Origin of the sequence: Pseudomonas sp. B21-023 (assembly GCF_024749165.1) — a bacterium.
GTDB lineage: Bacteria > Pseudomonadota > Gammaproteobacteria > Pseudomonadales > Pseudomonadaceae > Aquipseudomonas.
Genome location: NZ_CP087190.1, coordinates 4,322,257 through 4,343,641 on the forward strand (window position 1 = coordinate 4,322,257; position 21,385 = coordinate 4,343,641).

Genomic DNA, 21,385 nt, shown 5'->3' on the forward strand with positions numbered 1-21,385 from the left:
CAACAAGGAACACCCATGAACGCAGCACTGAACAACGGGCCGGCCCAACGCGCGCCGTCCTACTACAGCGCCACCCTCAATGACGCGACCGAATACCCCACACTCAAGGGCACGGTGCAGGTGGACGTGGCGATCATCGGCGGCGGCTTCACCGGCATGGCCACTGCGGTGGAGCTGGCCGAACGTGGCCTGAAGGTAGCCATCGTCGAGACCAACCGCATCGGCTGGGGCGCCAGTGGGCGCAACGGTGGCCAGGTCACCGGCAGCCTGTCGGGCGACGAGGCCATGCGCACGCAGATGCGCGACCGTCTGGGCGCCGAGGTGGACGACTTCATCTGGCACCTGCGCTGGCGCGGCCACCAGATCATCGAACAGCGCGTCGAACGCTACGGCATCCAGTGCGACCTCAAGCACGGCCACCTGCACGCGGCGATGAAACCTTCGCACATGACCGAACTGCGCGCCTTCGAGGCCGAAGCCCAACGCCGCGGCATGGGCGACCTGGTGCAGTTGCTCGACAGCGAAGCCATGCAACAGCACCTGCAGAGCCCGCTGTACCTCGGCGCGTTGAAGAACCGCCGCAACCTGCACCTGCATCCGCTCAACCTGTGCCTGGGCGAGGCCCGCGCCGCCCATGGCCTCGGCGCGCTGGTGTTCGAGAATTCCGAAGTGCTGGAGATCATCCACGGCCCTCGTCCGGCCGTGGTCACGGCGCAGGGACGGATCGAGGCACGCCAGGTAATGCTGGCCGGCGACGTCTACCACAAACTGGAAAAACGCCAGCTCAAGGGCAAGATCTTCCCGGCCATGGGCGGCATCGTCACCACCGCGCCACTGGGCGACCTGGCCGACCAGATCAACCCGCAGGACCTGGCGGTGTACGACTGCCGCTTCGTTCTCGACTACTACCGCCTGACCGCCGACAAACGCCTGCTGTTCGGCGGCGGCGCCAACTACTCCGGGCGCGACTCACGAGATATCGAAGACGAACTGCGTCCGTGCATCGAGCGTACCTTCCCGGCGCTCAAGGGTGTGCCGATCGAATTCCAATGGAGCTGCGCGATGGGCATCGTGGTCAACCGCATCCCGCAGCTGGGCAAGCTGTCGGACAACGTCTGGTACTGCCAGGGGTACTCCGGGCACGGCATCGCTACCAGCCACATCATGGGCGAGATCATGGCCGAGGCACTGACGGGGACGCTGGGGAAATTCGATACCTTTGCGGCGTGCAAGCACATCAAGGTGCCGATGGGAGACTTACTGGGGAATCCGCTGCTGGCGGCGGGGATGTGGTACTACCAGATGCTGGAAAAGTTGCGCTGAATTTCATATCGCCAACGTGGGAGCGGGCTTGCCCCGCTCCCACGCCTCAATCCCAGAGCAGACTGCGGATCAGGCGATCTTCTTCAGGCCCTGCTTTTTCAGCTCTTCGTCACGCAACTCGCGGCGCAGGATCTTGCCAACGTTGGTAGTCGGCAGCGCATCGCGGAACTCGATGGCCTTGGGCACCTTGTAGCCGGTGACGTTGGCACGCATGTGCTCCATGACCTGTTCCTTGGTCAGTGTCATGCCAGGCTTGACCACGATGAACACCTTGATTACCTCGCCAGACTTCTCGTCCGGGACACCGATGGCCGCGCACTGCAACACACCTGGCAGCGTGGCAAGCACATCTTCGAGCTCGTTGGGGTACACGTTGAAGCCGGACACCAGGATCATGTCCTTCTTGCGATCGACGATGCGCATGTAGCCATCAGGCTGGATCAAGGCAATGTCACCGGTTTTCAACCAGCCATTGCTGTCGATGATCTCGGCGGTGGCATCGTCCCGCTGCCAGTAGCCCTTCATCACCTGCGGCCCCTTGATACACAGCTCGCCCACCTCGCCCAGGGGTAGTTCCTGGCCGTTGTCGTCGATGATCTTGCACAGGGTGGACGGCACCGGGATACCGATGGTGCCCACCTGGTTGGCCGAGGTCGGGTTGACTGCCGCCACCGGGCTGGTCTCGGTCATCCCGTAACCTTCGCAGATGGCACAACCAGTCACCGCCTTCCAGCGCTCGGCCACGCTCATCTGCAGCGCCATGCCACCGGACAAGGTGATCTTCAGCGCCGAGAAATCGAGGTTGCGGAAAGTCTCGTTGTTGCACAGGGCGACAAACAGCGTGTTGAGGCCGATGAAGCCGCTGAACTTCCACTTGCCCAGTTCCTTGACCATCGCCGGCAGGTCACGCGGGTTGCTGATCAGCACGTTGTGGTTGCCGATCAGCATCATGGCCATGCAATGGAAGGTAAAGGCGTAGATGTGGTACAGCGGCAGCGGAGTGATGAGGATCTCGCAACCTTCGTGCAGGTTCGAGCCCATCAGCGCACGGCACTGCAGCATGTTGGCCACCAGGTTGCGATGGGTGAGCATCGCGCCCTTGGCCACGCCGGTGGTACCGCCGGTGTACTGCAGCACGGCGACGTCGCCGGGCTGCGGGTTGGCCTCGGTGACCGCGCCGCCCTTGCCCAGCGCCAGCGCGTCATTGAAGCGCACCGCGCCCGGCAGGTGGTAGGCCGGCACCATTTTCTTCACGTACTTGATGACGCTGTTGATCAGCAGGCGCTTGAGTGGTGGCAACAGGTCGGCCACTTCGGTGACAATGACGTGTTTGACCTGGGTCTTGGGCACCACCTTTTCCGCCAGGTGCGCCATGTTGGCCAGGCACACCAACGCCTTGGCGCCGGAGTCGTTGAACTGGTGCTCCAGCTCCCGCGCAGTGTACAGCGGGTTGGTGTTGACCACGATCAGCCCGGCACGCATGGCGCCGAAGACGGCGACAGGGTACTGCAGGACATTGGGCAACTGGACCGCGATGCGGTCACCCGGCTTCAGGTCGGTATGCTGCTGCAGCCAGGCGGCGAAGGCACCGGACAACGTGTACAGCTCGCCGTAGGTGATGGTCTTGCCCAGGTTGCTAAAGGCAGGTTTGTCGGCAAAGCGTTGGCAGGATTGCTTGAGTACCGCCTGGATATTGGGGAATTCGTCAGGATTGATGTCCGCCGTGACCCCGGCTGGGTACTTATCCTTCCAAAAATGTTCGATCATGGAAGCCCGCTCCTTCAGCAACAGCGAATTCGGTACGCGTCGATGCGCTTATTATTGATATGAGAGGACGGCTCATTGCAAACCGGATCCTCTGAAAGCGCGCCGAGAGTAACAGCTTTGCAAGGGGTCGCCTAGAGGCCGGAATGGGCCGGCAGGCCACAAAAATGACTCAATGAACAATACAGGTCATTTTTAGAGTAATTATACAAAATGTCGCGAAAGCGCCTGAAAATCTCGATCTAGACAGGTTTTACAGGCGCTGGCTTGCCCCTTGATGGCGTCTTGCCTGGCAATGGCCTTCACCCAGGCTCACGCGATCATGGGACAAACCCGCTCCTGCTATCAGGCAATATCACGCAATTCCCGACGCAGGATCTTGCCCACCGGTGTCATCGGCAGCGAATCGCGCAGCACGATGTGCTTGGGCACCTTGTAACCGGTGAAATTGCTCTTGCAGAACGCCTTGAGCTCATCGACGCTCACCCCGCCCGCACGCGGCACCACGAACAGCTTCACCGCTTCGCCGGTGCGCTCGTCCGGCACGCCGATCACCGCGCAGCTGGCCACCTGCGGATGGCCCATCACCACGTCCTCGATCTCGTTGGGATACACGTTGAAGCCCGAGACGATGATCATGTCTTTCTTGCGGTCGACGATCCGCGTGTAGCCGTCCGGGTCGATGATCGCGATGTCGCCGGTCTTCAGCCAGCCTTCGCTGTCCAGCACCTGGGCGGTAGCCTCCGGCTGCTGCCAATAGCCCTTCATCACCTGCGGCCCCTTGATGCACAACTCGCCACGCTCGCCCAACGGTTGTTCGTGACCGTCATCGTCGATCACCTTGAACCCCGTGCCAGGTACCGGGATCCCCACCGTTCCCAGGCGCGCCAGCTGGCCATAGGGGTTGGTGCTGGCCGCTGGCGAGGTCTCGGTCAGGCCGTAGCCTTCGACGATGCGGCAACCCGTGAGCGCCTCCCAGCGCTCGGCGGTGGCCTTGACCAGCGCGGTGCCGCCGGAATTGGTGATCTTCAGCGCGGAGAAATCCAGCGACTTGAACCCCGGGTTGTCCATCAGCGCGACGAACAGGGTATTCAGGCCTACCAGCGCCGAGAACCGCCACTTGCCCAGTTCCTTGATGAACCCCGGAATGTCGCGGGGGTTGGTGATCAGCACGTTGTGATTGCCGGTTACCATCATGCACATGCAGTTCGCGGTAAAGGCATAGATGTGGTACAGCGGCAGCGGCGCGATCATCACCTCCTGCCCTTGCTTGATCAGCGGCTGGCCATCGGGCCCGTGCTGGCCGAAACAGGCCAGGACCTGAAGCATGTTGGCCACCAGGTTGCCATGGGTGAGCATGGCCCCCTTGGCCAGGCCCGTGGTCCCGCCGGTGTACTGCAGCACCGCGACATCGTCGAGCGTCTGCGCCACTGGTTGGTGGTTGAGCCGTTGCCCCTGGCGCAGGACGTGCTTGAACGAGACCGCCTGGGGCAGCTGATAGGCGGGGACCATCTTCTTCAGCTTGTCGACCACGGTGTTGATCAGCCAACCCTTGGCCGCCGGCAGCAAGTCGCCCATCTTCGCTTCGATCAGGTACTCGATGCCGGTGTCGGGCAACACCTCCTGCACGCGCTTGCCGAACATGTTCAGGTACACCAACGCGCGGGCGCCGGAGTCCTTGAACTGATGGCGCATCTCGCGCTCGGTGTACAACGGGTTGGTGTTGACCACCACCAGCCCGGCGCGCAAGGCGCCGAACACGGCGATCGGGTATTGCAGGACGTTGGGCATCTGCACCGCGATGCGGTCGCCCGGCGCCAGGTCGGTGTGCTGCTGCAACCAGGCGGCGAAAGCCGCCGAGTAGCGTTCGAGGTCCGCGTAGCTCAGGGTGACGCCAAGGTTGCTGTATGCCGGCCGGTCGGCGAAGCGCTTGCAGGAGCGTTCGAACACGTCGACCACGGAGGTATAGGCATTCATGTCAATGGTGGAAGGCACGCCCGCCGGGCGCTTGTCGTTCCAGAAATCGGCTTGCATTTATTGTTGTTCCTCTACCGGGACGTCCCTGACCTGATCGCCTGATGGCAAAAAGGTGTTCAGCCGACGTTAGCAGCTCTGTCGAGGGTGGCAAATACGCCAAGTGCCGCCATTAACATTGTGAATCTCTTTTCTACCCTTCCTGCAATCGAGCGCTTTGCGCATACACTGTTGGCGAACCTTCGCGCGCAAGGACCCGCCATGCCCCATGACGCCTTCTGGCTCCCCGCCAGCGAGCATTGCAGTCTTTATGTTCATCAATGGCTGCCCGCCACGCCGGTCAAGGCCGTGGTGTTGCTGGCCCACGGCATGGCCGAGCATGCCGGGCGCTACCAGCGCCTGGGCCATGCCCTCAATGCAGCTGGCTACGGGCTGCTCGCCCCCGACCTGCGCGGCCATGGCCGTACCGCCGAACTGGGCAGCCTGGGCTTGTTCGCCCGCCATAATGGCTGGAATGCCGTGGTCAACGACCTGGGCCTGTTGGCACAGCACGTCGGCCAGCAGTTCCCGGGCACCCCGCTGTTCCTGTTCGGCCACAGCATGGGCAGCTACATCGCCCAGGCTTACCTGCTGCACCACAGCGCCAGCCTGCAAGGCGCGATCCTCAGCGGTTCGAACTTCCAGCCGGTGGCACTGTACCGGTCCGCGCGCCTGATCGCCCGGTTCGAAGCCTGGCGCCAAGGCCCCCTGGGCAAGAGCGCGCTGATCGACTGGCTGTCGTTCGGCTCGTTCAACAAGGCCTTCAAACCCAACCGCACGGCATTTGACTGGCTCAGCCGCGATGCCGGGGAAGTGGACAAGTACATCGCCGACCCGTTGTGCGGCTTCCGTTGCAGCAACCAGCTGTGGCTCGACCTGCTGCAGGGGCTGGCACAGATCAGCCAGCCCAGGCACCTAGGGCAGATCGACCCAAACCTGCCTATTTTGGTGATCGGCGGCGAATGTGATCCGGTGAGTGCCGGCAAGCGTCTCACCCATCTGGCCGACGCCCTGCGCGCGACCGGCAACCGTCATGTACAGTTGCGCATCTACCCCGGCGCACGCCACGAAGTGCTCAACGAAACCCATCGCGACGAGGTCACCGCCGAGATCATCGGCTGGCTGGACCAGGCGCTGGCCCTTGGCCGCCCTGCCCGCAGTGAATGATCGGCCACCTCGCGCGCCCTACAAGGAAGCCTCGATGACCCAGGTCACCAACACCCCTTACGAAGCCCTCGAAGTCGGCCAGAAAGCTGAGTACAAGAAGTCTGTCGAAGAGCGCGACATCCAGCTGTTCGCCGCCATGTCCGGCGACCACAACCCGGTGCACCTGGACGCCGAGTTCGCCGCCAAGAGCATGTTCCGCGAGCGCATCGCCCATGGCATGTTCAGTGGCGCGCTGATCAGCGCCGCGGTGGCCTGCACCTTGCCTGGCCCGGGCACCATCTACCTGGGCCAGCAGATGAGCTTCCAGAAGCCGGTGAAGATCGGGGACGAATTGACCGTGCGCCTGGAAATTCTCGAGAAGCTGCCCAAGTTCAAGGTGCGCATCGCCACCAATGTCTACAACCAGAACGATGAGCTGGTCGTCAGTGGCGAGGCCGAGATCCTCGCGCCGCGCAAGCAGCAGACGGTCGAGCTGGTCAGCCCGCCGAACTTTGTCGCCAGCTGATTCACCACGCCGGCCATCGCGGGCACGCTGGCGATAGCTCAGCCCAGTTCGCGTAACCGCCGTTCGATATGCCGCCGTTCCGGCCCCTGGCGGGTGAGCCTCAGCGCTTGCTGCCAGGCATCCCGGGCCTGATCGAGGTTGCCCAGCTGCCGGTGCAGTTCGGCGCGCGCGGCATGGGCCAGGTGATAATCACCCAGCTCGCCCCGCTGCAGGATTGCCTCCACCGCCTGCAACCCCACCTGGGCGCCGTCCCGCCTGGCCAGCGCCGCCGCCCGGTTCAGCTCCACCACCGCTGATGGCCAGTGACGCTGCAGCACATCGTACAGGCCGATGATCTCGTCCCAATCCGTGGCCTCGGCGCTGGGCGCTTCGGCATGCACCGCGGCTATGGCCGCCTGCACGGTATACGGCCCGAGGTCGCGACTGCGCAGTGCCTGCTGGACCAGTTGGCTGCCCTCGTCGATCTGCCCGCGATCCCACAAGCTGCGATCCTGCTCATCCAGCAGCACCAGCTCACCATGGGCATCGCTGCGAGCCCGCTGCCGCGATGCCTGCAGCAGCATCAACGCCAAGAGCCCGTGCACTTCGGCATCGGGCAGCAACTGGGCCACCAGACGCCCCAGGCGGATCGCCTCATCGGTCAGCTCGCGGGTGGTGACATCTTCGCCCGCCGAGGCCGAATAGCCTTCGTTGAATACCAGGTAGATGACCCGCAGCACGCTTTCCAGGCGCTCGGGCAGCTCGCTCAGCTCCGGCACCTGATAGGGAATCTTCGCATCACGGATCTTGGCCTTGGCACGCACGATGCGTTGGGCGATGGTGGCCGGGCTTTGCAGGAAGGCACGGGCGATCTGCTCGGTGGTCAGGTCACACACCTCGCGCAGGGTCAACGGCACCTGGGCGTCGGAAGCCAGCGCCGGGTGACAGCAGGTGAAGATCAGCCGCAGTCGGTCATCGGCCAGCAACGTCTGCTCGCCCGGATCGTCCGCTTCGCGTTCGAGCAACATGATCAGGTCGGCCTGGGAGCGGTCGAAGCGGGCACGCCGGCGCAGGGCATCGATGGCCTTGAAGCGGCCGACAGACACCAGCCAAGCCCGCGGGTTGTCCGGGATACCATCACGCTGCCAGCGTTGGACGGCAATGAAGAAGGCATCGTGCATGGCCTCCTCGGCCAGGTCGAAGTCCCCCAGCAGGCGGATGAGGGTCGCCAGGATCCGCCGCGAATCGCGGCGGTAGACAGCCTCCACCTCCTGGCGGACTTGCGCTTCCCCCACCATCAATCGGGCTTTCCCTGCTGACTCATGCGGCTTTTCTCCCGTTGCGTCAGGGTTGCAGTTCACGCACCGGCCGAACCTCGACGCTGCCCACCCGGGCTGCCGGGATGCCCTTGGCGATGTTCAGCGCCTCGTTGAGGTCACGGGCGTCGACCAGGTAGAAACCGGCCAGTTGCTCCTTGGTTTCGGCGAACGGGCCATCGGTCAGGCTCATCCGCCCGGCGCGTACACGTACCGTGGTGGCCGTCTGCACAGGCTTGAGCGCCTCGGCGGCGAGCATGCGCCCGCTGCCCTGGATGGATTCGGCGTAGGCCATGCATTCGGCGTCTTCGGGGCTGTCGGGCAGGCTGTGCAACAGCGCTTCATCACAATAGACCAGGCACAGGTATTTCATGATCGTCTCCAGCAGGTCGGCTCGGTGCGGTGGGCGATGAGCGGTATCAGGGCTTGAGGTCGAACAAGGCTTTTTGCGTTTCCATGTCGAACGGCGCCGACCAATGCTCGTGGATCACTTGCCATTGGCCGCCGCTGCGCCGATAGCCGACCGTGGCGCGCATGAAGCCGCACTGGCTTTCGTCGTCGCCCGGGCCACAGCGGTTGAGCCAATGAGCCAGGGCCAGGTCGCCGTCGGCGTATACCTTCAGCTCCGCCAGTTCGAAGACCATCGGCCCCGTGCACATGCCCATGCACACTTCCCAGTGTGCGCGGTAGGCGGCCTTGCCCTTGAACTGCAGGGCCTGGATGGCATCGAAGGCGAGAATGTCGTCGGCATAGGGTGCCACGATACGGTCCACGTCGCGCTCGCGCACGGCCTGCATCCACTGCTCGATCAGTTGACGAAGTTCAGTCTCGGCTGCGCTGTTCATCGGTGCTTCCTCCCAGCGTTCAACAATGATTGGCGCCGGTCCATTCCGGCGCCTTCACCCATGGTCGAACGGGAAAATGGAGAATCGACAATCCGATGAGAAAAAACAGTCAGCGGCACAGAACAGCCCGAATGATCAGGCCGGTACTGCCAGGATGAATTCGCGGTAACCGGAGAGCACCACGTAACCTGCGAAATAGCAGAAGATCGCCGCCGACAACAGGTACGACCAGGTCAGCAGGCGATCACCAAGCAGCCGCCCGCCATGACTGGCGATACCGCACAACGAGACACACCAGAGTAGCCCTGCGGCAAAGAAGCCACCGAGGAACAGGCCCGCATCCAGCGCGCTGCCGGCGCCGGAGCGGGAGATCAGTACGCCGCCGACTGCGGCGAACCAGAGAATCGCGCTGGGCGATGACATGGCCAGGAAGATACCGCGCAGGAATTCGCGCCAGCCCGATTCGATCACTACCTGGCCACGCGACTCCAGGTGCCCGCCGCGCCACGCCGCCAGCAGCATCTTCACCGCGAACCACGCCAATAACGCGGAGCCCCCCAGCCACAACGTCCAGCGCACGCTTTCGAACTGCAGCAAAACGGTCATGCCGGCCAGGGCCGCAATGGCGTAGATGAGATCGCCGACGCAGGTCCCCAGCCCAAGCCAGAAGCCCTGAAGAAACCCCCGCTGCATGGCCAGGGTAATCATGGCGATGTTGGCCACGCCGATGTCCAGGCACAGGGACAAGCTGAGGAGGAAACCATTTGAAAAGGGCATGGCAGGCTCGACCGCGGACGAAAGTCAGCGATTGAACCTGAATGCCCCCTGGCGGTACAGGAGGAATTTGCAGGTCAGGCCATCGCAGCCTTTCATACAGGATCTTTCGTCCCCATCAACACCTGCGCATAGCGCCCGCGATCCACGTTCGCGCCACTGAGCACCACCGCCAACCGCTTGCCCGCCTGACGCCCACACTCCTGCATCAGTGCAGCCAGGGCGGCGGCACCGGCACCTTCGGCGGTGTTGTGGGTGGTTTCGTGGTAGAGGCGCATGGCTTCAGCGATCTCCTCATCGCTCACCCGCACGATGCGCGCGGCATTCTCGCGTACCATCGCAAAGGCGTCGGGATGTGGCATGCGGCAGGCCATGCCGTCGGCGAAGGTATCGGCGCTGGCGGTGGTGACGATGCGGCCCTGCTCGAAGCTCTGGGCATAAGCGTCTGCCACAGTGGATACCACGCCGATGATCTCGGTGGACAACCCAAGCAGGTTGCGCGCCTGGATCAGCCCACAGATGCCCGACCCCATGCCGATCGGCACGTACACACAATCCAGGTCGGCCACCGCCTCGAACAGCTCCAGAGCATAGGTGGCCACGCCACGCACCAGCTCCGGATCGAACGAGGGAACCATGGCAAAGCCCCGCGCCTCGGCCAGGCGCGCCGCCTCTTCCCGGGCCACGTCGAAGTCCACGCCATGCTCCACCAGCTCCGCACCCAAGGCGCGCATGGCGGCATTCTTCTCCCGCGAATTGCCTTCCGGCACCACGATCACCAGCGGCAAACCGGCCTGGCGCGCCGCCAGGGCCATGCTCTGGCCATGATTGCCACGGGTGGCGGTAACCAGGCCACGGGGGACTGCACCACTGGCCAACAGCGAGCGGACATAGACCAGCCCGCCGCGCACCTTGAAGGCCCCCGTGGGGGCATGGTTCTCGTGCTTGACCCACAGCTGGCAACCCAGCCGCTCGGCCAGCAGCGGCCAGGCGTGCTGTGGAGTCGGCGGCACGTGCTGGTGAACGAAAGCGGCGGCTTCGCGCAGGGCGGGCAAGTCGAACATGGCAAACGTCCTTCATCGGTATGGGCTTGAACCGATCCTAAGCGCCGGGCATTGTATGGGTCCAAATAAATATTGCATGGGTAGCAATTTCGTGTGGATTCCGAACCTCCCGGCCAACGACCAGCCGCGCTACCTGGCACTGGTCGAGGCCATCGCCAACGCCATCGAACAGGGTGAACTGAAGGTCGGTGAACGCCTGCCCCCGCAACGCCGCCTCGCCTGGGCCCTGGGCCTGAACCCGAGCACCACGCAGCAGGCCTACCGTGAAGCAGCGGCGCGGCACCTGGTGTCCGGGGAGGTGGGACGCGGCACCTATGTGCTGGCCAGCAGCAAGGAAGCGACGCTGTTTCGCCTCAAACAACCCGGCCGCCAGCACTCAGTGATCGACCTGTCGACCAATGTGCCGGTGGCCGATCCCTGCAATCTCGACCTTGAGCACAGCCTGCGCAGATTGCTAGAACAGGGCGATACCACCCTGCTCGACCATTACCTGGGGCCCGAGCAGTTACTGCTGGGGCGGATCGAGGGCGCGCGTTGGCTGAGCAACCGCGGCCTGGACCTCACGCCGGAAGACGTGCTGCTTTGCGGGGGCGCCCAGCAGGCGCTGACCCTCGTGCTGCAGTCGTTGTGCCAGGCGGGCGAGCCGGTGATGGTCGAGGCGTTGACCGCCCCAGGCATCAAGGCGGCCTGTCGCCAGTTGCGCCTGCCTGTGCACGGAGTGGCCCTGGACGAGCAAGGCCTGCTCCCGGACGAACTGGACCGAGTGGTCCGCGCGAGCGGCGCGCGGGTGTTGGTCACCACGCCCACCCTGCACAACCCGACCGGAGCGTGCATGGGCGAGGCCCGGCGCCTGGCGCTGGCACAAGTCGCCAGGCGCCACGAACTGCTGGTCATCGAGGATGACGTGTATGGCGCCTTGACCGACCGGCCACCACTCTACCCCTTGCTCGAGGGCCGTGGCGTGCTGATCAGCAGCTTGTCCAAGACCGTGGCCGCCGGCTTGCGCCTGGGCTGGATCGTGGCCCGGCCAGCATTGCTGGAACAGATCGATCCCTATGCCCAGGCCACCCACTGGTCGGTGTCACCGCTGAACCTGCGCATCGCCTGCCAATGGATCGCGGATGGCACTGCCACCCGGCGGCTGGCCTGGCAACGGGAGGAACTGGGAGAACGTTGGCGGCTGGCGCGGGCGGTGCTGGGCGAGGCGCTGCCCGCCGAGGGCGTGCCGTCGCCGCACATCTGGCTGGCCACGCCTGGAGACGCCCAGGCGCTGGTCGCGCGGTGTCGGGAACACGGTGTCGAGATCGTGCCGGCCAGCGTATTCGCGGTAGGCACCGACAGTGTCAGGGCAGTGCGGATCAGCCTGTCGGCGGCGCACAGCCGGGCACAGTTGAAGCAAGGACTGGAACTGGTGGGAGCGGGCCTGACCCGCGATTGCACTTGATACTCGGCTGAACGCCATCGCGGGGCAAGCCCGCTCCCACGAGCCTTGTCTCGGCCACGCGGCTCAATTGAGCCGGCAACCCTCACCCAATGCACGGTACTGAAGAGTATGGACCTGCCCTTGATGATCCTCGTAGGTCATGGTGGCGGGCACCACTTCGCAGACGTTGGGGATCGTCGACAGGCTGATCACGCGCTTGATGTCGAGGTTGGTGGAATAATCGTACTGCTCGACCACAGGCTGGGTGTCTGCGGTCTTGGCCTGGTCCGCGAAGGCGAACGGGGACATACCGACCAATGCAAGAATCAGTAAGGCTTTCATGGGTGTCGACCTTGATGGCTATCAAGCTGATCGCGTGACTTCTGACGCCGTCAATGGCCCGGAGAAGTTGTCATCAACTGCGAAGATGACACGAAGTACCGATCCCGCTTTATCGTACTGCCGGAGGGATGAGTGAAAGTCTACTCCGCGCCTGAAATAGTTGAACCCCGGAGTCGGACATTCACCCTTGCCGTATTTGCAACAATCTGCGACAAAGCACCGATGAATTCCTGCCTGAGATAGCCACACCGCGTGAACCAAGCATGCTCCCCCTGACCTGCACTCGCCTTCCCCCAACCCAGCGCCGCCTGCTGGACCACTTCTATCGCCAGCACGGCTCGCGCATGCGCGCCGCCGGTGAAGGCGAGCAATGGGTGGCGCGTGCCGTAGAAATCATCGGTGGGATGAACCTGACGCCCATCAGTGGCGATCACTGGCTGACCGGCTTGTTCGTCGCCCCGCAGTGGCGCGGCCAGCAGATCGCATCCCGACTGATAGACGCGGCGCTGGCCGAAAGCAACACGGCTACCTGGCTTTTTTGCCACCCGGACCTGGCGCCTTTCTACCAGCGCCTGGCCTTCACACCGACAACCACCCTGCCCGAGGCCCTGGCCTCACGCCTGGCCCGCTACCAGCGCAGCAAGGCCCTGCTGGCGATGAGGCGGGGTCAGTCGTCAGCCACGTCGAGCCCGGGGAACAGCACGTCGGTATAGCCGAACTTGTTGAAGTCCTGGATGCGCGAAGGATACAAACGACCGATCAGGTGGTCGCACTCATGCTGCACCACCCGGGCGTGGAAGCCATCGGCAAAGCGGTTGATCGGGTTGCCCTGCGGATCGATGCCCGAATAACTGATGTGCTTGTAGCGCGGCACCACGCCACGCAGGCCGGGCACCGACAGGCAACCCTCCCAGCCGTCCTCGACCTCCATGGCCAGCGGCGTGATCACCGGGTTGAGCAGGATGGTGCGTGGCACCGGCTCGGCGTCCGGGTAACGCTCGCTGCGCTCGAAGCCGAAGATCACCAGTTGCAGGTCGATGCCAATCTGCGGCGCGGCCAGGCCGACACCGCCCACATGAGCCATGGTCTCGAACATGTCGTCGATCAGTTGCGCAAGCTCCGGGCTGCCGATCATGTGCTCGGGAACCGGCGGGGCGATGCGCAGCAGGCGTTCATCGCCCATCTTGAGAATGTCGCGGATCATCAGGTATTCGGCTCGCGGGTCTGGGGTTCGGGTGTCACCGGGTGCTCATGGCCGAGCACGGTGATGGTCTGTTGCGGGTTGTCCTGCTCGAATTCCTTTTCGCCTGGGTTCTTGCCCTCGGCCGACATGTGCTCGATCACCGCGTTCATCTCGGCGCCCAGCAGCAGCACCGCGGCAGAGATGTAGAAGTACAGCAACAGCACGATGATCGCCCCGATACTGCCATACATGGCGTTGTAGTCGGCAAAGGTCTTCACGTAGTAGGCAAAGCCCAGCGAGGCGACGATCCATACCACCACCGCCAGCACCGAACCTGGGGTGATGAAACGAAATTTCTGCTTCACATCGGGCATCACGTAGTAGATCAGCGCCACCGCCACCATCATCAGAATGATGATCGCCGGCCAGCGCAGGATGGTCCAGACGATGACGACCGCCTCCTCGAGCCCAACCTGCGAAGCGATCCACTCCATGACCTGCGGCCCCAGGACCATCAGGGCCGCCGCTGCCAGGAGCATGCCGGCGATGCCGACGGTATAGATGACCGACAGCGGAATGCGTTTCCATACAGGCCGCCCCTCGGGCACGTCGTAGGCCGCGTTCATCGCGCTCATCATCAGGCGCACGCCCGCCGAGGCAGTCCACAAGGCAATCACGATACCCACCGACAGCAGCCCGCCCTTGGACTGCTGCAACTGGTCGATTACCGGGTTGACTTGCTCCAGGGCCTGGGGCGGTAGCACCAGCTCCGACTGCAGGCGCAGCCAGGAAAAAAAGTCCGGCAAATGCAAAAAACCGATCAGTGCGATGAGGAACAGCAAGAAGGGGAACAGCGAGAACAGCATCTGGTAGGCCAGCGCGGAGGCATAGGTGGACATCTCGTCATCGAGGAACTCCTTGACGGTGCGCACCAACACGCGGTGCAGGGGCAGGCCGCGCAGGTCGGGGAAAATCATAGCGTCTCCTTTCGCCGCTTGATCGGAATGGCAATGCTGCAAGTCTAATAGACCAGGCGGCGGGCGTGCTGTTCGCTTGTACCTTGCGCACAGTCCAAAGCAAGCGCGGGGCAAGCCCGCCCCCATCTTGCGGGAGCGGGCATGCCCCGCGGCCAGGCTGCGGCGATCAAGGTTTCTTCACGGCATCCTTGACCTTGCCCACGGCCTGTTGCGCCTCGCCTTTCAGTTCCTGGGCCTTGCCCTCGGCGCGCAGCTTGTCATTGTCGGTCACCTTGCCGACGCCCTGCTTGATATTGCCCACGGCCTCGTTGGCCAGGCCCTTCGCTTTGTCCTTGGTGCCACTCATGGGATGTCTCCTCGGGGGAAAGACACGGGAAATCGTGTCGACACCTGATCGACCCAAGGCCATTGGCCAGAGTTTCAATTCTTTTGCACCCTGTCAGCCAAACGGCAATTGGCTGGGCTCGATACGCTTGCACGGTTCAGGTTCGGTGATTTCGGGGAAGCGGGCTTGCCCCGCGATAAGCCCCACCCCACAATGTCAGGCCTTACTCGCGTCAACCCGCAGGAACCTGCATGAAACTCGACAAACCCACCGCCATCGCTCGCCGTAACGAGGCGCTGGCCAAGCCGGTACTCACCAGTGCCAACACCCTGTTCGCCATTCTCGACACCAAGCGCAACCTGTGGTGGTTCGAAGTGCCGGTCGCACTGCTGCGCAAGGGCCAGCCCGACTGGGTCAACCTGCTGCTGCACACCCCCGAGAACGACGGGCTGCAGCATCTGAAGGTGCCCACCAACTTCCTCAAGGCTCATCAGGAACAGATGGAAGTACGCAACCCCGGCAAGCGCCGTTCGACCATCAGCCTGGCCCTGAGCGCCGACCGCGACTCACTGCTGCGCGACACCCGCCCAGGTGGCGAGCAGCTGGACTTCAGCGCCTTCGTGCAGGCCTGATCAGGCCCGCTCGATCCGATCGTCATGGATGACGATGCGACCCTGCTTGAACAACGCGCCGATGGCTTTCTTGAAGTTGCCCTTGCTCACGTTGAACATCTGGCTGATCAGCGCCGGGTCGCTCTTGTCACACACCGGCAGCACACCGCCATTGGCCTCAAGGCGCTGCATGATCTGCTCGTGCAGACTGTCGGCCAAGGCCTGGCCCACCGGCTGCAGGCTCAGGGCGATCTTGCCATCACCCCGTACTTCCTTGATGAAGCCCTTCTCGTGCATCCCCGAACGCAGGAACTTGAATACCTCGTTCTTGTGGATCAGGCCCCAGTGGCGGTTGTTGATGATCGCCTTGAAGCCCATCGGCGTCTCGCCGGCCACCAGCAGTTCGACCGGCTGGCCGACGCTGTAGTCCACCGGGGTGCGGTCCAGGTAACGGTCCAGCTTGGCAGTGGCGGTGATGCGCCGGGTACGCTTGTCCAGGTAGGCATGGACCACGCAGTAATCGCCGATCTTCAGTTGCCGCGACTCTTCCGAGTAGGGCATCAACAGGTCCTTGGACAGGCCCCAGTCAAGGAAGATGCCCGCGCCGTTGATGTCCTTGACCTTGAGGCTGGCGAATTCGCCCACCTGCATTTTCGGCTTTTCGGTGGTGGCGATCAGCTGGTCTTCGCTGTCCAGGTAGATGAACACGTTGAGCCAATCGTCCAGCTCCAGCTCGGCATCCTTGGGGAAGTAGCGCCGCGGCAGGAGGATTTCGCCATCGGCGCCGCCGTCCAGGTACAGGCCGAACTCCACGTGTTTCACGATTTGCAAACTGTTGTAACGCCCAAGCAGAGCCATTTCCGAAGATCCTCAAGACAAGGCGGCTATTCTAACACCTGACCCGCCCGGCCGCCCGAGCGCACATTCGCCGGAACCGTCGGCCCCACCATGCGTCTACCGCCTGGCCAGCCCAGCAAGGATTCGCTCATGCCCCTTCGCCTGCCCAAAGCCCTGCTCCTGCTCATCGGCTTCGCCCTGGCACTGGCGGCCTGCAGCCGCATCGACCTGGCCTACCGCAACCTCGATCGCCTGGTGCCGTGGTCGCTGGGCGACTACCTGGACATGAACCGCGAGCAGAAGCAGTTGCTCGACGAACGGCTCAAGGCGCATCTGGCCTGGCACTGCAAGACCCAACTGCCCGGCTACCTCGACTGGCTCGACCGGGTGCAACTGATGGTCGCCAACGACGCGGTCACCGATGAAAACCTGCGCCAACGCACGGTCGAGGCGCGCCAGGCCATTGGCCGGGTCACCGAAGCGATAACCCCCTCTGCCGCGGAACTGCTCAAGGGCATGAATGACAGCCAGGTAGCGGAAATGCGCGAGGCTTTTCGCAAGGACATCGACAAACGCCAGAAGGAATACGTCGACACGCCACTGGCCAAACAGGTCGAGAACCGTGCCGCACGCATGCGCAAGCGCCTCGAGCCCTGGTTGGGCGAGCTCGACGCCGAGCAACGGCTGCGGGTGATGAGCTGGTCGCAGGCCCTGGGTGACCAGAACCAGCAGTGGATCGCCAACCGCGCCCACTGGCAGCAGCAACTGCTGCTGGCGATGGACCAGCGCGCCAGCCCGAGCTTCGAGCCCCGGCTGGCGCAGTTGCTGCAGCGCAAGGAAAGCCTGTGGACGCCGGAGTACCGCCAGGCATTCCAGAACACCGAGCGCCAGGCACGCAGCCTGCTGGTGGATCTGCTGAAACAGAGCAGCCCGGCCCAGCGGCAATTCCTGCAGCAGCGGCTGAGCAAGGTGCGCGCGGACTTCAGCGAGCTCAAGTGCCTCAAAGGGTAAAAAGCTAGGCTCTGTACGAAAAGTCTTGAGACGCAGGTCAGGCAAGGCGAAAACAGCCGAGGAAGCGCAGTGTACTGGAGTACATGAGCATTCCGAGGCTGTTTTCAACGCAGCATGAACAAGTATCAAGGCTTTTCGTACAGAGCCTAAGGCCTAACGCCCCTTGCGCCGATAAGGGAACACATCGATCACCTTCCCCGCCCGGATCGCCTCCTGCAGGCCTTTCCAGTAATCGGCGTCGTACAGTTCGCCGTGCAAGCGGCTGAACAAGCGGCGCTGGCCGATGTCGGCGAACAGGAATGGCGGAAACTCTTCGGGGAACACGTCGTGCGGCCCGATCGAGTACCACGGCTCGCCGGACATCTCGTCCTCCGGATAGCGCGGCGGCGGGATGTGACGGAAGTTGACCTCGGTGAGGTAGCTGATCTCGTCGTAGTCGTAGAACACCACCCGGCCATGACGGGTGACGCCGAAGTTCTTCAGCAGCATGTCGCCGGGGAAGATGTTCGCCGCCGCCAATTGCTTGATCGCCAGCCCATAGTCTTCCAGCGCCTCCAGCACCTGGGCTTCGCTGGCCTGCTCGAGGTACAGGTTGAGCGGGGTCATGCGCCGTTCGGTCCAGCAATGGCGGATCAGCACTGTGTCGCCCTCAAGCGCTACGGTGGAGGGGGCCACCTCTAGCAGTTCCGCCAGGCAGTCGGGATCGAACTTGCCCTGGGGAAAGCGAAAATCGGCGAACTCCTGGGTATCGGCCATGCGCCCGACGCGGTCGACGCTTTTCACCAGGCGGTATTTCTCGATCACCGTTGCTCGGTCGACAGTCTTGGACGGCGAAAAGCGGTCCTTGATGATCTTGAACACGGTGTTGAAGCCCGGCAGGGTGAACACGCTCATGACCATGCCGCGCACGCCCGGAGCCATGACAAAGCGGTCGTCGCTGTTGGCCAGGTGGTTGATCAGCGCCCGGTAGAACTCCGACTTGCCATGTTTGTAGAACCCGATCGAGGTGTACAGCTCGGCGATGTGCTTGCCCGGCAGGATGCGCTTGAGGAAGTTGACGAACTCCGCCGGCACCGGCACATCGACCATGAAATACGATCGGGTGAAGGAGAAGATGATCGACACCTCCGCCTCGTCGGTAATCAACGCGTCGGCCTCGATGCCATGCCCCTCGCGATGCAGCAGCGGGATCACCAGTGGCCACTGCTCGTCGGGGGTGTACAAGCGACCGACCAGGTAGGCGCCCTTGTTGCGGTAGAGCACCGGGGTGAACAGCTCCACGGTCAGGGCCGGATCCTTGCACACCCAGTCGGGCAGGCATTCGCGCAATTGATCCTCCAGGCGCGCGATGTCGCCTTCCCGGTCGCCATACGGCACGTCGAACGCATAATCGGCAAAGATCGCTCGCAACAAGCCTTTGAGACCGTCCTGCAGCGTATAGGTGCGCGTCTGCGCCGCCCGCTCATGGCCGCGCATCGACGGCCGGGTGGTGTGGATGAACATGCAGCCGTCGCTGATCAGGTCATGGCTGAACAGGCTGCAGAACAACGAGTTGTACCAGGTCTCGGACAGCTCGTCGTCCAGCCGGGGGTCGATCAGACGGATATAGGCGTTCTTGACCAGCGGCCACTGCTCGACGTCCAGCAGCACCGCGGTGTCGAAGCGCTGGCGCAGCCAACCGTTGACCTCGGCGACCTTCTCTTCATACAGGTTGATGCGCGCCGCCGCGGCGTGCTGGATATCCTGCCAGCGCGCCTGTTCGAAGCGCTCGCGGGCGCCGAGGGTGATACGGCGAAAGTGCTCGCGGTAGTCGTCGAAGCCATCGAGGATCATCCGGGCGATGTCGACGGCGGGCCAGGCTGGGGTCATGCGCGTGCCTCTATGCAATGGTCACCGAGAGAGCTTAGTCGGATACGAGCCCTGTGGGAGCCGGCTTGCCGGCGATGAAGCCCGTGAGGCGGCCCCGGATTCACACAGCAAGAAAGCACAAGAATCCCTCGCTCGCCCTGACGTACACTCGCGCCCTGCCCTACCGCCGGAGACCACCGTGAGCCCCATCGCCCTCGCCCGCCTGCTGACCCTTGCCGCTGTCTGGGGCGCCAGCTTCCTGTTCATGCGCATCATTGCCCCCGAGCTGGGCACGGTGCCGACCGCCTTCTTCCGCGTGTCGATCGCCTGCCTGGGACTGATCGCCATCCTCGCCGCCGCCCGCGTGCGCTGGGACTTCGAGGGCAAGCTGGGCGCCTGCCTGGTGCTGGGCATGATCAACTCCGGCATTCCGGCCACGTTCTATTCCGTGGCGGCGCAGGTGCTGCCGGCCGGCTATTCGGCGATCTTCAACGCCACCACGCCGCTGATGGGCGTGCTGATCGGCGCCTTGTTCTTCCGCGAAGCCATGACCCTGCCCAAGCTCTGCGGGATCTTCCTCGGGCTGTTCGGTGTCGGTATCCTCAGCGGTGCCGGCCCGGTGGCGCTGGACATGGCCCTGGCGCAAGGCGCACTGGCCTGCCTGGCCGCCACCACCTGCTACGGCTTCGCGGGCTTCCTGGCAAGGCGCTGGGTCGGCACGCTGGACAGCCGTCTGTCGGCGCTGGGCAGCATGCTCGGCGCCACCTTGCTGCTCAGCCCGCTGTTCGCCTGGAGCGCGCTGACCCAGCCGCCGGCCAGCTGGGGCGGCTGGCAGGTATGGCTGTCGCTCCTGGGCCTGGGGCTGCTGTGCACGGCGTTCGCCTACATCCTGTACTTCCGCCTGCTGAACGAAATCGGGCCGGTCAAGGCCAGTACCGTGACCTTCCTGATCCCGGTGTTCGGCGTGCTGTGGGGGGCGTGGCTGCTGGATGAGCCGCTGTCGATGGCGCACCTGTATGGCGGTCTGCTGATTGGTGCGGCGCTATGGTTGGTGCTGCGCCCGGCACGGCGCTGAAAAAAGGAGCGGGCTTGCCCCGCTCCCAACGCTAGTTGACTCAGGCCTCGGCCGTGCGCAAGGCAGGTTTACGGAACACGAACAGCAAGCCGATCACGATCAGTCCCATCCCCAGCAGACTGAGGGGCGCCAGGCGGTTGCCGAAGATGATGAAATCCATCACCGCCGTGACCGCCGGCACCAGGTAGAACAGGCTGGTGACATTGACCAGGTTGCCCCTTGCGATCAGCCGGTACAGCAGCAGCGTGGCCAGCAGCGAAACCACCAGCCCCATCCACAGCAGCGCCGCGAGGAAACTGGCGTTCCACTGGACGTGCAGCGGCTGCAACGGCGCGAACACCGCGCACATTGCAAAGCCCGCCATGTATTGCAAGGGCAAGGTGCCCATGGGGTTGTCGGTAATGCGTTTCTGCAGGATCGAGCCCAAGGTCATGCTGGCCAGCGCCAGCAGGGCGAACAGCATCCCGGCGAGAGATACCCCACCCAGGTTGATACCCTGGTAGACCACCATCACCAGGCCGCCCAGGCCAAGCCCCAGGCCGAACAATCGGCTCCAGGACCGCTGACGCTCCATCAGCACCACGGTCAGGATCGGTTGCACGCCCATGACCGTGGCCATGACGCCGGGAGTAACGTGGGTGTTCAGCGCCAGCAGGTAGAAGATCTGGTAGGCACCGAGCAATACGCAGCCGGTCCCCAGGGCGCGAACAATGCCGCCCCGGGTACGTGGCCAACGTAATCCGAGCAACGGACCGATCAACAGCAGACCGAACAGCGCCAGGGCCGAACGCAGCAGCAGGAAGGCGAAGGGGCTGGCCTGGGCCAGGCCAAGCTTGGAGACGATCGCCCCGCTGCTCCACAGCAGGACGAACAGGCTGGTCGTGGCCGCCGAGGCCACGGATGCTTTGTTGAGGACAGACATGTATTGCCACCTGTATACGGGCAAATGAGCCGTACGGAGGGCCTATCGCGACTTGCGGGGATAGCCGACCGTGTTCAGTAG

General features: G+C 63.7%; 22 protein-coding genes. 8 read left to right on the plus strand and 14 right to left on the minus strand.

Translation table 11 applies throughout. The features are described from left to right. Positions 1-15 precede the first annotated feature (15 nt). On the plus strand, positions 16-1,323 hold the full coding sequence (locus LOY42_RS19315; RefSeq protein WP_258598877.1) for an FAD-binding oxidoreductase: 1,308 nt from the start codon (positions 16-18) through the stop codon (positions 1,321-1,323). A gap of 69 nt (positions 1,324-1,392) precedes the next feature. Here LOY42_RS19315 and fadD1 read toward each other — a convergent pair whose 3' ends face one another. Together fadD1 and fadD2 are read right to left on the minus strand one after the other, a co-directional pair. Continuing rightward, positions 1,393-3,090, minus strand: a complete 1,698-nt coding sequence (gene fadD1, locus LOY42_RS19320; protein ID WP_102684403.1) for a long-chain-fatty-acid--CoA ligase FadD1 — start codon at positions 3,088-3,090, stop codon at positions 1,393-1,395. 342 nt (positions 3,091-3,432) lie between these two features. Then, the gene (gene fadD2 / locus LOY42_RS19325; RefSeq protein WP_139672967.1) at positions 3,433-5,121 is read right to left on the minus strand and encodes a long-chain-fatty-acid--CoA ligase FadD2; all 1,689 of its coding nucleotides are present in this window, start codon (positions 5,119-5,121) and stop codon (positions 3,433-3,435) included. Between the two features lie 201 nt (positions 5,122-5,322). On the opposite strand from fadD2, the gene LOY42_RS19330 reads away from it, so the two are divergent. Further along, positions 5,323-6,267: an alpha/beta hydrolase gene (locus tag LOY42_RS19330; RefSeq protein ID WP_139672970.1), complete on the plus strand. Its 945-nt coding sequence runs from the start codon at positions 5,323-5,325 to the stop codon at positions 6,265-6,267. Positions 6,268-6,301: 34 nt separating this feature from the next. Then, positions 6,302-6,772 (plus strand): MaoC family dehydratase, encoded by a 471-nt coding sequence (locus LOY42_RS19335; RefSeq protein ID WP_023631542.1) that lies wholly within the window; start codon positions 6,302-6,304, stop codon positions 6,770-6,772. A 38-nt stretch (positions 6,773-6,810) separates the two neighbouring features. Here the strand turns inward: LOY42_RS19335 and LOY42_RS19340 are convergent, their stop codons facing one another. The 5 genes from LOY42_RS19340 to LOY42_RS19360 all read right to left on the minus strand — a co-directional run bounded on the left by LOY42_RS19340 (position 6,811) and on the right by LOY42_RS19360 (position 10,750). Next, positions 6,811-8,049, minus strand: coding sequence for an RNA polymerase sigma factor (locus tag LOY42_RS19340; protein ID WP_139672973.1), 1,239 nt, complete (start codon positions 8,047-8,049; stop codon positions 6,811-6,813). Between the two features lie 46 nt (positions 8,050-8,095). Then, positions 8,096-8,440, minus strand: a complete 345-nt coding sequence (locus tag LOY42_RS19345) for a YciI family protein (RefSeq protein ID WP_023631072.1) — start codon at positions 8,438-8,440, stop codon at positions 8,096-8,098. Positions 8,441-8,486: 46 nt separating this feature from the next. Then, positions 8,487-8,912, minus strand: a complete 426-nt coding sequence (locus LOY42_RS19350; RefSeq protein WP_139672976.1) for a nuclear transport factor 2 family protein — start codon at positions 8,910-8,912, stop codon at positions 8,487-8,489. Positions 8,913-9,047: 135 nt separating this feature from the next. Then, positions 9,048-9,689 (minus strand): LysE family translocator, encoded by a 642-nt coding sequence (locus tag LOY42_RS19355; protein WP_102684399.1) that lies wholly within the window; start codon positions 9,687-9,689, stop codon positions 9,048-9,050. A gap of 92 nt (positions 9,690-9,781) precedes the next feature. Beyond that, complete coding sequence (locus LOY42_RS19360; RefSeq protein ID WP_258598882.1) at positions 9,782-10,750, minus strand: threonine dehydratase; 969 nt, start codon at positions 10,748-10,750, stop codon at positions 9,782-9,784. Between the two features lie 76 nt (positions 10,751-10,826). Here LOY42_RS19360 and LOY42_RS19365 point away from each other — a divergent pair, with 76 nt between their 5' ends. Beyond that, positions 10,827-12,194 (plus strand): PLP-dependent aminotransferase family protein, encoded by a 1,368-nt coding sequence (locus tag LOY42_RS19365; protein ID WP_258598884.1) that lies wholly within the window; start codon positions 10,827-10,829, stop codon positions 12,192-12,194. 63 nt (positions 12,195-12,257) lie between these two features. Here the strand turns inward: LOY42_RS19365 and LOY42_RS19370 are convergent, their stop codons facing one another. Further along, the gene (locus LOY42_RS19370; RefSeq protein ID WP_023629531.1) at positions 12,258-12,515 is read right to left on the minus strand and encodes a DUF2790 domain-containing protein; all 258 of its coding nucleotides are present in this window, start codon (positions 12,513-12,515) and stop codon (positions 12,258-12,260) included. A 263-nt stretch (positions 12,516-12,778) separates the two neighbouring features. Between LOY42_RS19370 and LOY42_RS19375 the strand changes: the two genes are divergently transcribed. Beyond that, positions 12,779-13,228 carry a GNAT family N-acetyltransferase gene (locus LOY42_RS19375; protein WP_256659325.1) on the plus strand — a complete coding sequence of 150 codons (450 nt, stop codon included), beginning with the start codon at positions 12,779-12,781 and terminating at the stop codon, positions 13,226-13,228. Here the strand turns inward: LOY42_RS19375 and def are convergent. The 3 genes from def to LOY42_RS19390 form a co-directional block, all read right to left on the minus strand. Beyond that, entirely contained in the window at positions 13,183-13,719 is a 537-nt protein-coding gene (gene def, locus LOY42_RS19380) for a peptide deformylase (protein ID WP_139672982.1), read from the minus strand. The genes LOY42_RS19375 and def overlap by 46 nt on opposite strands. Next, complete coding sequence (locus LOY42_RS19385) at positions 13,719-14,675, minus strand: YihY/virulence factor BrkB family protein (RefSeq protein ID WP_102684395.1); 957 nt, start codon at positions 14,673-14,675, stop codon at positions 13,719-13,721. The genes def and LOY42_RS19385 overlap by 1 nt, the downstream gene beginning before the upstream one ends. A 166-nt stretch (positions 14,676-14,841) precedes the next feature. After that, on the minus strand, positions 14,842-15,021 hold the full coding sequence (locus LOY42_RS19390) for a CsbD family protein (protein ID WP_023629533.1): 180 nt from the start codon (positions 15,019-15,021) through the stop codon (positions 14,842-14,844). A 230-nt stretch (positions 15,022-15,251) separates the two neighbouring features. Here LOY42_RS19390 and LOY42_RS19395 point away from each other — a divergent pair, with 230 nt between their 5' ends. Beyond that, entirely contained in the window at positions 15,252-15,632 is a 381-nt protein-coding gene (locus tag LOY42_RS19395; RefSeq protein ID WP_102684394.1) for a hypothetical protein, read from the plus strand. Here LOY42_RS19395 and LOY42_RS19400 read toward each other — a convergent pair whose 3' ends face one another. Continuing rightward, positions 15,633-16,469: a S1 RNA-binding domain-containing protein gene (locus LOY42_RS19400; protein WP_139672985.1), complete on the minus strand. Its 837-nt coding sequence runs from the start codon at positions 16,467-16,469 to the stop codon at positions 15,633-15,635. It abuts the gene before it with no gap. Positions 16,470-16,598: 129 nt separating this feature from the next. Between LOY42_RS19400 and LOY42_RS19405 the strand changes: the two genes are divergently transcribed. Then, a complete protein-coding gene (locus tag LOY42_RS19405) occupies positions 16,599-17,459 on the plus strand; it encodes a DUF6279 family lipoprotein (protein ID WP_258598889.1) in 861 nt (286 codons plus the stop codon). Between the two features lie 153 nt (positions 17,460-17,612). Here LOY42_RS19405 and aceK read toward each other — a convergent pair whose 3' ends face one another. Further along, positions 17,613-19,328 (minus strand): bifunctional isocitrate dehydrogenase kinase/phosphatase, encoded by a 1,716-nt coding sequence (gene aceK, locus LOY42_RS19410; protein ID WP_139672991.1) that lies wholly within the window; start codon positions 19,326-19,328, stop codon positions 17,613-17,615. A gap of 178 nt (positions 19,329-19,506) precedes the next feature. On the opposite strand from aceK, the gene LOY42_RS19415 reads away from it, so the two are divergent. Continuing rightward, the gene (locus tag LOY42_RS19415) at positions 19,507-20,382 is read left to right on the plus strand and encodes a DMT family transporter (RefSeq protein WP_139672996.1); all 876 of its coding nucleotides are present in this window, start codon (positions 19,507-19,509) and stop codon (positions 20,380-20,382) included. 40 nt (positions 20,383-20,422) lie between these two features. Here the strand turns inward: LOY42_RS19415 and LOY42_RS19420 are convergent, their stop codons facing one another. Continuing rightward, a complete protein-coding gene (locus LOY42_RS19420; RefSeq protein WP_139673000.1) occupies positions 20,423-21,304 on the minus strand; it encodes a DMT family transporter in 882 nt (293 codons plus the stop codon). Between the last annotated feature and the right edge of the window lie 81 nt (positions 21,305-21,385).